The following is a 12,678-nucleotide window of genomic DNA, read 5'->3' on the forward strand; positions in this document are numbered from 1 at the left end:
AATAAGATCTGGTTAACGGCAAACAAGGATGCAGAAGATGCATCCTTCAGGCTGTCGAGAAAGTCTCGACAGCTATTTTTTGTGTATTTAGTTCAACACGACACCGCGTTAATACTATATAATATTAGTAAATAAACCGTTCGGAAGGGTGTTAAATATGTTGCGTTCTAACCGAGAAAAACAGCAGGCTTACGAGTTTGTTTCGATTGAAGAATTGGTTCCTCAAGATCATCTGCTCCGTAAAGTGGACAAGTATATCGATTTCTCTTTCATCGACGAAAAGGTCCGTCCGCTTTACTGTGCTGATAATGGGCGACCAGCCATCGATCCTGTCGTGTTATTTAAGATGATTTTCCTCGGTTATTTTTACGGCATCCGTTCAGAGCGTCAACTGGAACGCGAGATTCAGACGAATCTGGCATACCGTTGGTTTCTTGGTTTGGGATTGACAGACAAAGTTCCGGACCATACCACCATTAGCTGGAACCGACGGACTCGTTTCAAAGACACTAATATCTTTCAAGATATCTTCGATGAGATTGTGCTGCAGGCAATCGAGCATCGCATGGTCGGCGGACGAGTCCTGGTTTCGGATTCCACGCATGTGAAGGCCAATGCGAACAAACACCAGTACACCAAGCAGCAGGTTCTACAAAACACACGAGATTACATGGACGAACTCAATGGCGCAGTAGAAGCCGACCGGAAGGCGCATGGAAAAAAGCTTTAAAACCCAGAGAGGATGTGGTCGAGAAGAAAGAAATCAAGGTGAGCAAAACCGACCCGGATAGCGGTTATATGATTCGCGACGGGAAACCGGAAGGATTCTTTTATTTAGATCACCGGACCGTTGATTTGAAGTACAATCTGATTACCGATGTCCACGTCACGCCGGGAAACGTCCATGATTCTGTACCGTATTTGTCGCGTTTGGATCGCCAACGAGAGCGATTTGGTTTTGAAGTTGAAGCCGTTGCCCTGGATTCAGGCTATTTAACAACCCCCATCTGCAAAGGATTGCAGGAACGGGGGATCTTTGGAGTGATTGCTCACCGGAGATTTCATCCGACCCAAGGCTTATTTCCGAAGTGGAAGTTTACCTATGATGCCGAGCGTAACCGTTATATTTGTCCGCTCCAGCATGAATTGTTGTATCGCACCACGAATCGAGAAGGATACCGGCAATATGCCTCCGATCCGAAGCACTGCAAGACTTGCCCGATGCTGGAGCAATGTACCCGTTCACGGAATCACCGCAAGGTCGTCACGCGCCATGTCTGGGAAGACAGCAAGGAATGGGTGCGAAACAACCGGCTCAGTCGATCCGGCAAGTATTTATACCGAAAACGAAAAGAAACGATTGAGCGAAGCTTCGCGGATGCCAAAGAGCTCCATGGGTTTCGCTATTGCCGGTTGCGCGGGTTGCAAAACGTCAGGGAACAAGCTCTGATGACAGCAACCGTGCAGAATATGAAGAAGATGGCGATCCACTTGGATCGCCTGGAAAACAGGGGGTAATCCCCCATTTCCCCTCTTGAATTGACCACTTAAAAAGGGAGAAACCCTGTACTTTGAAAAAAGTGCAGGGTTTCTCGACAATCTGAAGGATGCAGAAGATGCATCCTTGTTTTTTTATACGAGATGCACCAAGGCCAGCTCGCTATGATAAGTTAGAGGGGAGACCCCCGAAAGATATGAGGCACAGATAGGAGGTATTATGGAACAATTACAAGGCATTTTGAAGGAATATTATGGATTGGATCGTACACATGTTGTACCCCAAAAGGGTGGTTGGGCAACGCTGGCTTATAAAGTGCAGAGTGATGGACATGCCTATTTCCTGAAAGTATATGAAAAGAGCCGCGCTTCCACGCCCAAGTGGACTGCGCTGATTGATGATTACGTGCCTGTACTGTTGTGGCTTGAGGAGCATAGTCGTTTAAAGGGGAATATTCCTGTTCCCATTCTTACAAAAGACGGCGGCTATCAATGCGAGGATGGCGAAGGAATTTATTTGTTGTATGAATATATCGCCGGGGATACAATCGCCGATACCGAGCTGACGAAGGATCAAGTGAGACAACTGGCAGAGATGATCGCAGAGCTCCATCGCTATGGGGAAGAGGTTCCTCTGGTGACAAGTGCGATGAAAGAAAGCTATACGGTGCCGTTTCTTGAACAACTAAGGAGCGCGCTGGACGGGGAGTTACCGTATTATCTCGGGAAAGTGCTGTTTCATCATATCGATAGCTTGAAGAAATTAATGCTTAAAATTGAAGAACTGTCCGAAGCGCTGAAGAAGCGTGATCTGCGAATGGCATTATGCCATACCGACGTACATGGATGGAATCTGATGTCTACCGGGCAGCAACTGAAGCTGATTGATTGGGAGGGACTGAAGCTGGCACCGGTCGAAGCCGATATGATGTCGTTTGTGGATGAGCCCTATTTTTCAGAATTCATGAGAATTTATGCGAATACGCACAGTCAGTATGAGGTGAACATCGAGGCGCTGACATTTTATCAAGGGAGACGCAAGCTGGAGGATGTCTGGGAATTCATGGAGCAGCTGCTCTACGATACTCAGGTTGACGCGGATCGAAAAGCGACCCTCAACCATTTGAAAAAAGAGCTGGAGGGGATTACGCCGTAAGTCCAAAGCTTGGGTCTCAACATGTGAAAAAGCCAACCAGTAGTGTTCCGGACATCTACCAGGAGGCTTTTCCTTGCTTGTTTTATTCCAATGCTCTACATAACATATTTGGCAAGCAACCAACAGAGCAGAGCCATAAACCAGGAGACAAAACCGAAAATCATCACGATTTTGTTCTCGCTCCAGCCGTATTTGAGACTGAAGTGGAAATGGATCGGTGCCATTCGGAACAGACGCAGCTTGGTGCGTTTGTAGTACCATACCTGCAGGATAACCGAGAGCTGCTCAGTCAAATAGATAACGAACAGAAGAGGAATCAGAATTTCGACCTTCTCGATGACCGCTAAGAATGATAGGGAGCCGCCAATGGCGAGAGATCCCGTATCGCCCATGAAAGCCCGGGCTGGATGAATATTGTAGAGCAGCAAGCCGAGCAGGCAGCCGACCATGACCAGCGAGAACATTTGCACTTCCGGTTTGTCGGAGATTAAAAAGAAGAAAAAATAAGTAGGTATAGCTACATTGATTAACAGTCCGTCCAATCCGTCGGTAAAGTTGATGGCATTCGCAGAACCCACAATGAATAACAGCATGATAATGACGTACACGCTTACCGGCAAATGGAGCTGGAACCCGTTGAAGAGTCGGATATCACTTGTCAGTGAAAAGGAATGGAACAGCACATACAGTAATACGCCGGTAAACAGGAACTGAAATACAAGCTTCATGCGACTGGAGATTCCGGACGGGTCCTGCCACGCAGCTTTTTTGAAGTCATCCATAAACCCGATCGAGCTGAACAAGAGGAAGGTTGAGCATAAAAAAACGGTAAGCGGCGTAGGTTGAAATTGCAGCGAAATGGCAACGCCTATCAGCAATATAAGACCAGCCATTAACGGCGTCCCGCGTTTGGCCTGATGATCGGGAGGCAGCTCACTCCGGATTGGCTGCGTAAGCTTTAACGTACGTAATCCCCAGATAAGCAGCGGGGTGAACAGTGTCACCAGCAAGAACGATAGTCCGGATACGCCCAGAATTCCATTCATCTTATACACATCTCTTTCTATCGATTTCGTGTTAGTACATTGTATTTCGATGAAATGGACAAATATTCCTTCTGATTTACGAAGTTAGCAAAAAGAGTAACGTATCCTATTCTCGACGGAGAGACGCTACTCTTTTTTAATATTCTAGAATTGATAGGGGCCGTTAATGGATAATCGTAAGACTATGGCTGTCATTTCCTGTGGAGTGTATGGGTACCCCTCCAACATCCACCACAAGATGGTCTCGTGAAACGCACCGGTCATAAAGTTGATCACCACGTCGGACGGCACACTGATCTCAGCGCCCGTCTCAATGGATGCTTCAAGCCCAACCTGTACAAAATGGTAGAGCGTGGCTTTGAAATAACGCGTGAATGGCGTGTCCGGATGGATTAAGATGAAGGCTTCGTAAAACTGCCGATTCTCCAGCACGTGGTTGAATAAAGCGACCATATTGGAAGGCAGTTCATCATAATCAACCTCTTGAAGGGATATTTTTTTCTCGATCACGATGCGGCGTTCCAAATCTTCCATTGTCTCCTTCGACATGACCTCCATTAACTCGGCTACGCTGCTAAAATGCTTGTAGAAGGTAGGCCGTGTCACTTGTGCCTCGGCACATAGATCCGTAATGGATATGGGATCGATTCGGGAAGCCATCATGTGTAGGAGAGCCTTTTTTATTTTTTGCAGGGTTCTGATTTCTCTCGGATCTAACTCCGGCTTCATGACGATAGGTCCACTCCTTCGCAGTTCCACAATAAGTATTTCTCTATTATACAAAATACTATCATGTAATGAATCTGGGTAGGAGCTAATGAAGTAGCCATTGCTGCCTGAATTATGGTTTAATCTATATAATGACTACAACAATTTTAATCCCCTAAGCGTAACAATATTGCATTGAATGGGGTTAGATCATAAAGGATGAACAGCACCGAAAGTACCGGGAGCTTACAACGTCGATGACGACGATTGTGAGCTCTTTTTGCTTTCCAATAATTAGGTTGCTGCTATAATGAGGGGTGGACCGCGAGTATATGGGTGTCTCGGAATGATGAAGGTTTCTTATATGTTCGTTTTAAGTATGATGAACAAATGGTGATGAAGATTCGAGAAATTCCAGGAAGGATATGGATCCGTGTTAAAAAGGTCTTTCGTTCATGCACTGCAGCTTCGAGGTTATAGTAAAAAACGATAAAAACTTATTGTAGTCAAGTCCATCGATTTCTTACTTTTGCAGCAGCAAAATAATGGGTTGGATCTCGAGAAAATGATTCAGAGTTATTCATTACACTTTCTTCATGGGAATGTTCCCATTCCTATGTTAATCAAGCGCTCAGCGCGATTAAATTCTATGCTCAAAAAGTACTATTGCTTGAGGAAACCGTCTCTTATGTTCGCCCTAAGAAAGAAAAGAAGTTGCCGAATGTGTTATCGATGAACGAAGTGATGTTGATCGTAAAAGCACTCCATCATTTAAAACAACGTGCGATCCTATACCTTACCTATTCCTCAAGATTACGGGTAGGGGAAGTGGTCCGGTTGAAAACTCAAGACATTGATTTCGAGCGAAAAACGCTTCGAGTTTCTCAAGGAAAAGGTCGAGAGGGATCGTCTTACCCTATTATCCGATACAGCTATGGACATTGTTTAACCGTATTTACAACAAGAAAAGCCCGAGAAATGGATGTTCCCAGGTCAACACCCAGAGCGACATATAACTGAACGAACGGTTCAAAAAGTGTTCGAACAAGCACGTACTGCCTCTGGAATCCAGAAAAAGGTTAGCATTCACGCCTTACGCCATTCATTCGCTACACATCTTTTGGAAGGTGGAATTGACATTCGCTTTATTCAAGAGTTGCTCGGTCATCAAAGTGTGCGCACCACCGAAAGGTACACACATGTGAGTGTGAAGGACATAAGAAGGATTAAAAGTCCGTTAGATCAATTGGAAGAGGAGTCGTAAACTTGGTTGTTGAAGGTGGGTTCACAAAGTTCGTAAACACCTCAAGAGATGATGTTTTTGCGAAGTTCGTGAAAAAGACGTTATCTGAAAGGGCCGCCAATTGTATTAAAACCATATTTAGAATCAAATATCCAAAGTCATAATAAGAACGCTTGTACGCAGATGTATATAAAGGTAAAATATAACTACAATTGAATCTTGGGTGGTCATGGTTTCCCTTCGAAAGGAGGTGAAGCCATGGAAGTGAAAGATGCACTAACGATTATGTTCCTATTTGGATCATTCATTCTTGCACGTTTAACTTACATTAACTAATAACAACAAGAGAAAGTAAAAACCCACCCTAAGGTTGACCGCCGAAGGTGGGTTTCCGATCGTAAATGACTAAGAAGGGATTACCCATCCAAGCCAATTGTATGGACCAAGTGTTAGCGCACTTGGTCTTTATTAAATATATAATACCATACTTTAAAAGATGTATCAAAGAACTAAATGAGTTAGAAAACATTGTTGAACAGGCATATGGACTGATATTGAAATTAATTCGAAGATGGCATCCCCATCAGATAACATCGTATCTACGCTTCGGACCGTTCGGCCCTTGGTTCGCAAGAAGTGGCTCACAACCCTGCGAGGCTAGGTCCGTTGGACCCGGTCGCGTTGCTCCCTTAAGCCTCTCGGGTTCGTAGATACGTAATTACACAAAGCGAAAATCAGCACTTTTGCTTTATCAGGTAAACTTAAAGAACATGAAATCATACCCTAAGAGAAAAGGAGCGTTTAATATGATTAGTATCTATGATTGGTTCGGATATGAACTGCCTATTGAAGAACGATATCGCTTGATCAAGAAAGCAGGTTTTGATGGTGTGATGCTGTGGTGGAGTGAAGGCTTTGGTCGTGGAGAATATCGAAGCGGAGCACGACTTGCACGAGAAGCGGGGCTAACGATTGAAAACATTCATGCCCCTATCGAATATCAAAATGATCTTTGGTTAGCTAATTTGGCGGGTGAAGCTTTGGTCAATTGCTACTTGGAATGTATTGAAGACTGTTCGAATCTAGAAATACCAACAATAGTCATACATCTTCCGGATGAAAAACATATACATAACCCTTTTGCTATGGATAGATTTAAACACATTGTGGACAGAGCGGAACAGCGAGGAGTTAGCCTTGCTTTAGAGAACTTATGGAATTTAACAAACTTGACACACGTATTGAACGAAGTGGATTCGCCGCAAGTCGGTTTTTGTTACGATGTAAGTCACCACTATCGATATTATCCAGAATATGATTTTTTGTCCGTGTACGGTGAACGATTAAAAGCTACGCACCTGCATGATAATAACGGAAGCTACGCTCAACATGGATTGCCTTTTGATGGCACGCTTGACTGGGCTGTAATTATGCGAAAAATAGTAGAGGCTGATTATTCAGGACCCACCTCTATTGAAGCGATGAACTGGGATTATCTTAACCTGTCTGTTGAAGAATTTTTAGTAAGAGCATTTAAACAAGCAAAAAAGTTAGAACAATTAAAGTTGGAATTCAGCAGCCTTTCAAAGCAGAGCAGTAACTACGTATAACATAGTATCTACGCCGCGGCCCATTCGGCCCTTGGTCTGCAAGGGGCATTTCGAAGAAGTGACTCAGCAGACAACCCTGCGAGGCTAAGTCCGTGGGACCCGGCGCGTTCGCGCCTTAAGCCTCTCGGGTTCGTAGATACGGGAACGTTAGATGAAATCATTTAAGGTGTATAAGGAGAAAAGACATGAGAAGAACAATAATGTACTATCCCAGTATAGCTATACCAGACGGAAATTGGTTAAGAAAATCATTGCTCTACTGGGACGAAGTGAGCTCTATTGTTCCTAGAACTGTAGAATATGATTTATATTCTAGTAACCACTTAATTGCAGAATTAAAGAATGAAGGACATTATCGTCCAATTTATCCTGACCAGATAATGAATAGTGAGTATTTTAATGATTTTGAGAAAGAATGTATTGATAAAATTAAAAACTATCGAAAGAAATTTGATAATCCAAATTACAGAGCAAACTTTCGACCAGATCCAATTCAATTACATACCGAAAAATTGATTAATAAATATGATATTCATAGAGATAAGATGTCTTATCGAATTATGCAGTTGCTTAAACGTGAGGAATTAATTTCTTCTAGTGATGACTGGATGAGTTTTGACAATGAACTAGCAACTTTATATATGTCCGTATTGGCAAAATACTCAGCATTGAACGATGTGAATTTCACGGTAATTGGTACAGATAAAATAGCTGCAATTAATAGTATATACCCAGTAAAACGTCTCTCTAAGAAACCATGGAGCTATAAATCACCTGTAGTTAATTTGTCATTAAATATTTTACCGACTCCTTGTGATGATGTTTCATATAAGAAAATAATGAATTTCAAAATGAAATATAGAGATGAATTACTTGCTTTTCGAAACATCATTAATGAGTTCGAAAATCAGATTAGCAACTGTGAAACAGAATTTGAAATGAAAGAAAAATCAATAAATTTTAAAGAGATGATCGAAAGAGGAACAAGAGAAGCAATGAGTATGTTAAAAGGATCTGGTATAAACTTTTTCTTATCATCACTCAGATCCATAATAAATCTTAAGTCACCAACTATGATTGCCACATACACTGGCATAGTAGGACAGAGGATTTCTGATCTTCATCCTGCAGTTAGCTTAGCCGGAATTGGTATAGCTGGTGCAGTTGATATTTCGGTTAATTATATGACAATTAGTAAAAGTACAAAGGATAAACTTGCAGGCAAGGGGTTTTTGTATCTATATAACGCTAGACGTAAAGGTATCATTAATGACTTCATCTAACATCATATTCAGGCTTCGGGGCATTAGCCCCTTGGTCCCAGGAGTGACTCGAAAGAAGCATATGTGTGGACACATCCGACTTCGTCGGACGTCTTGAATATACGAGACGTTATATGCAATCAGGCAAGGGATAAAGACCATTATATTAAATTTAAGGAGATACTAATGATAGAAATACTAGAAGAACCAGTAGGAAATACATACAGGCAATTAATATCATTGGCATTTAACATCTGTGATGAGTTCATCTTAGTCAAGAGAGATCAAATTGAGTTAAGTAAAAACAGTGAATTACTAATCGAAGAGTTAAACCCATATGTAAAAGCGATGAAGAAACAAGAGGAATGGCCTGAACACGACTGTTTGGACATTATGCGGATGTCTATTATTTTGATTGCATACCAGAATTGGAACAATTATTGATTCATAAGGCGGAAAGACTTTATCAATGGAAGCAACCTGAATTATTAGAAGATCTATGTTTTTATAAAGACAAAGAAGAATGGTTAATAACCGTGGCCCATGAAAATCTAGGATATATCAGAACTACCGTCCGAGAAGAAATTGTAAGGATTAGAGAGATCGAAGGGATTATGATTTATTGATAAAGGCAAAAAGCGAAAGTGAGTAATTCGATGCGGAGCCTGACAGCATATAACATTGCATTCACGCTGCGGCTCCTAACGGCCCCTTGGTCTATAGAAGTTAAAGCTATGAAGTGTGGCAGCAGACAACTCTGCGAGGCTGGTCTTCGACCCGGCGACGTTGTCGCATTAAGCCTCTCGAGTTCGTGAATACGGGAACGTTATCGGAAATTCATGTAAATTAATTTAACATTATATGGAGGCTCAACATGAAAGAATCTGTTACACCTGAATATAAATTAGGTTTGTTTTACTTGTCGGGGCCCATAGAAGAAAGCGATCTTTTATTAATAAGCTCTGATTTGAATGAGAATGGAATTCAATTTATACCTTTAGATAAAAACGGAAAAGTTACTGCTTCGATTGATGAATTTTCTAATGTTTTTTCATTCTTAGTTAATTCTCCATTAGCTATGGCGTTGGTTTCAGGTATTCTTGCTAGTGCAACGTGGGATAGTATAAAAACTGTAATATTACGTACTTTTAAAAAAGTAAAAAACAAAAAATGTAACAAGATAACGAGAAATGGCGTTGAGGAGAAGCAAATAACATTTGGGATTGAAGTGAAAATTAATGATGATCATTACAATTTTAATTTTAATGGAATATCATCGGATGAAGCAATGCGCGAAGCTCTAGATAAAATTATTCCTTTGCTACAGAGTAAACAATCGCTATCAAGTGAAACAAACCACTTGTCAGGATCTGGTTTACCTAATTATATTGCAACTTATGACGAGGTATCGAAAATATGGATCGTTAGAGAAACCAATAAAATCATATTAGACAAAATAGAGAATTCCAAGTAATTAAGCTAATTCGAAGAGGATATGAACATCCGATAACATCTTATCTACGCTGCGGGCTGTACTGCCCTTGGTTCGCAAGAAGCGGTATGCGATGATGTGATTTCAGCTCACAACCCTGCGAGGCTAAGTCCGTCGGACCCGGTCACGGGCTCCCTTCCTCGGGTTCGTAGATACACAAACGTTAGATGAAATTGCCAATGAAGGAGAGTTCAATGAAGTTAACATCAATTCGCAAAAAAGTAAGAGGATTCAGAAGAAGAGCTAGAAAGCTACCGTTATGGGGGAATCATTTCAAAAACCTTGATCTTGATATATTAATAAAGTACAGAAAAGAGTATGTAAAGTTATGGATTAATCCATTCTGTAACTTGTATCAAATTAGTAATTCTGAAGTAGGTAAGAAGATTCCGCCGTATAGATTTAGAAACCAAATACTATTTCAACTTATTGAAATATATCTTGAGTGGGAAAGGAAGTTAAAAGAGCTAGATGAACCATATTATTTGAAGATTTGGATAGGTGATCCTGAGTTTACTAACTCACAGGTTGTTACTGCTATTAATTCGGAAATTAGTTATTATGAACATATTTTTATTAAAGATACTGAACCTAAGCCATTTCCATACATCAATAACCATCCGAGCTTTATATCGTTCACTTGGGAAAGGTGTGTTAATGGTTATTTTATTTGGGAAAGTGATTTAGAATCCATAGGAGAAATCAGTGATATTGAAAGAAAGGCATATAAAATATCGGAAGAATCTATTAACGGAAAAATTGAAAGAAGTTTTTATATAAGAACTGGAGACATGTGGACAGGGAGTATTCGAAGAAGCGGCAACATCACCTAACATAGTATCTACGCTTTGGGCTACGCCCCTGGTTCGCAAGAAGAGGTAAGCAGAGAAGTGAAATCAGCTCAGAACCCTGCGAGGCTAAGTCCTGAGGACCCAGTCGCTGACGCTCCTTAAGCCTCTCGGGTTCGTAGATACAAGAACTTTATACGAAACTACCAATTAATTTAATAAAGGAGATATCTCATGGATGAGACAATTAGTTCTTTTCGTAAAGAAGAAAAACCTGATGAAGTAATGAAAGAGATAATTGAAAGATATAGATTATTAAATCCGGAAACTGTGTTGAAACTTTTTAATTATATTATAGTTAAATCGAATATGAATTTTAAGGAAAATAACAAATCAGATTTCTCACTAAAATTATTTCTAGATATTATTTATTTGTATTCTTGTAATGGTTATCTAGGAAATAAGGAAACAATAGATTTTGAAGAGGAGTATTCATATATTAGTGAAAAAATCGAATTAATACAGGACATTTATTATTGGTCAATTGTTGAAGAGAATAAAACCCACACTGATAGTATCACTACCGATGCATTTATGTCCTATCATTTTGATTACCATCTAATCACATTGAGACAATACAATAACTTTATCAATTCTAATTCAGAATTGTTTAATAATAATTTTGGTGGAGACTTTAAGAGTAATGAAATAGTTAAAGGGATTTATGCCCTTATGAAAATAGAGTTTTGTCTAAAGGAGAATAAGCATCTTGAACTAATTCATAACTATTATATAGAACATCATCCCGAGTTATTTGCTTTTGTAGGTAATATGCCATTCTACTTATTAATTCCAAAGCTATTGGCTGAAAGAATATTAATAAACTATAATATTCCACTAGCATTTATAGATACTTTTATTAAAGAAATCCAAATATCTAAAGAGGAATTAATACACTATCCTACGGATATAAAAAAAATTACAAACCACACGGTAGGGTATTCTTATAATAATCTTTTGCTTTTTCCAAGAACCTATTTTATTTTAGATAGGTTATTAAACAATATGCTTTTTGATAATAAAAGCTTTCTTTCAAAAAAAGGTGACATTACAGAAAACTATTGCATGGAAATTTTATTGAATTTATTTGAAGAATCAAAAATATTTAAGGGCTTATATGATGAAATGGGTAATGAGCAAGACATAATTGTACTTCATAACGATACAGTTATAGTTTTTGAATGTAAATCATCTACGCTTCGTGAACCTTTTAGAAACTATATGAAATCGAAAGTACGTTTAGCTGAAGATTTTAAAGAAAGTATTCAAAAGGCTTATAACCAGGGACTCAGAGTAATTGAGAATATCCGTAATGGCACGGCAGTTTATTATGATAATGATAATAAGAATAAGAGAAATCTTATTCTTAATTTAAATATAATTAAACCGGAAAATGTAATAATTGTTGCAGTAACACTAACTACTTATTTAAGCTTAGCCAATAAGATACATCTATTACTTGAACGGGGAGCAGAATCAAATCAATATCCATGGGCTATTGATGTATTTTCACTGGAGCATATTGTTAATAAATGCAAAAGAGACTTCGATTCTGATTATTTAATTAAATATATTCGAGCAAGGATAGAGACATTTGGATCTACATTTTCTAGTGCTGCAGATGAGGTATCATATTTTGGTTTTTATACAAAATACAACAGATTTTATAATGGAGCAAATTATAATGCATTTATGATGCTTGGACCAGGCTATTCAAGTTTCGTAATAGATGAGGAGAAAGAAAACTTTTTATCGTTATCAGAATTAGGTTTATAAAGATAGATAGTAATTCTACGAGGTAAGTAGCTTTGTATAA

Annotated in this window: 11 protein-coding genes and 1 pseudogene; 10 read left to right on the top strand and 2 right to left on the bottom strand. The window is 39.7% G+C overall.

Features of this window, described 5'->3' with window-relative positions; all coding sequences use genetic code 11:
- Window positions 1-157 precede the first annotated feature (157 nt).
- Window positions 158-1,518 (top strand): IS1182 family transposase gene (locus MKY82_RS13300; protein WP_339219424.1). Its coding sequence is split into 2 segments (ribosomal slippage): window positions 158-725 and window positions 725-1,518, totalling 1,362 coding nucleotides; the frame shifts between segments, so codons are not numbered across the junction.
- Between the two features lie 199 nt (window positions 1,519-1,717).
- Window positions 1,718-2,653: an aminoglycoside phosphotransferase family protein gene (locus tag MKY82_RS13305; protein WP_339296252.1), complete on the top strand. Its 936-nt coding sequence runs from the start codon at window positions 1,718-1,720 to the stop codon at window positions 2,651-2,653.
- 95 nt (window positions 2,654-2,748) lie between these two features.
- Here MKY82_RS13305 and mraY read toward each other — a convergent pair whose 3' ends face one another.
- Both mraY and MKY82_RS13315 read right to left on the bottom strand, forming a co-directional pair.
- Window positions 2,749-3,699 (bottom strand): phospho-N-acetylmuramoyl-pentapeptide-transferase, encoded by a 951-nt coding sequence (gene mraY / locus MKY82_RS13310; RefSeq protein WP_339296253.1) that lies wholly within the window; start codon window positions 3,697-3,699, stop codon window positions 2,749-2,751.
- Window positions 3,700-3,843: 144 nt separating this feature from the next.
- Entirely contained in the window at window positions 3,844-4,428 is a 585-nt protein-coding gene (locus tag MKY82_RS13315; RefSeq protein ID WP_339296254.1) for a TetR/AcrR family transcriptional regulator C-terminal domain-containing protein, read from the bottom strand.
- 723 nt (window positions 4,429-5,151) lie between these two features.
- Here MKY82_RS13315 and MKY82_RS13320 point away from each other — a divergent pair.
- The 8 genes and pseudogenes from MKY82_RS13320 (at window position 5,152) to MKY82_RS13355 (ending at window position 12,638) form a co-directional block, all read left to right on the top strand.
- Window positions 5,152-5,427, top strand: coding sequence for a tyrosine-type recombinase/integrase (locus tag MKY82_RS13320; RefSeq protein WP_339296670.1), 276 nt, complete (start codon window positions 5,152-5,154; stop codon window positions 5,425-5,427).
- Complete coding sequence (locus tag MKY82_RS13325; RefSeq protein ID WP_339296255.1) at window positions 5,390-5,671, top strand: tyrosine-type recombinase/integrase; 282 nt, start codon at window positions 5,390-5,392, stop codon at window positions 5,669-5,671. The genes MKY82_RS13320 and MKY82_RS13325 overlap by 38 nt, the downstream gene beginning before the upstream one ends.
- A gap of 237 nt (window positions 5,672-5,908) precedes the next feature.
- A pseudogene (locus MKY82_RS13330) lies at window positions 5,909-6,005 on the top strand (putative holin-like toxin).
- Between the two features lie 451 nt (window positions 6,006-6,456).
- Entirely contained in the window at window positions 6,457-7,260 is an 804-nt protein-coding gene (locus MKY82_RS13335; protein WP_339296256.1) for a sugar phosphate isomerase/epimerase family protein, read from the top strand.
- A gap of 185 nt (window positions 7,261-7,445) precedes the next feature.
- The gene (locus MKY82_RS13340; protein ID WP_194542194.1) at window positions 7,446-8,543 is read left to right on the top strand and encodes a DUF6236 family protein; all 1,098 of its coding nucleotides are present in this window, start codon (window positions 7,446-7,448) and stop codon (window positions 8,541-8,543) included.
- Window positions 8,544-9,396: 853 nt separating this feature from the next.
- On the top strand, window positions 9,397-9,996 hold the full coding sequence (locus tag MKY82_RS13345) for a hypothetical protein (protein ID WP_194542195.1): 600 nt from the start codon (window positions 9,397-9,399) through the stop codon (window positions 9,994-9,996).
- A gap of 212 nt (window positions 9,997-10,208) precedes the next feature.
- Window positions 10,209-10,847 (top strand): hypothetical protein, encoded by a 639-nt coding sequence (locus MKY82_RS13350; protein WP_339296257.1) that lies wholly within the window; start codon window positions 10,209-10,211, stop codon window positions 10,845-10,847.
- A gap of 189 nt (window positions 10,848-11,036) precedes the next feature.
- On the top strand, window positions 11,037-12,638 hold the full coding sequence (locus MKY82_RS13355; RefSeq protein WP_194542197.1) for a hypothetical protein: 1,602 nt from the start codon (window positions 11,037-11,039) through the stop codon (window positions 12,636-12,638).
- Window positions 12,639-12,678: the final 40 nt, after the last annotated feature.

This window comes from Paenibacillus sp. FSL W7-1279, assembly GCF_037969845.1.
Taxonomy (GTDB): domain Bacteria; phylum Bacillota; class Bacilli; order Paenibacillales; family Paenibacillaceae; genus Paenibacillus_AQ.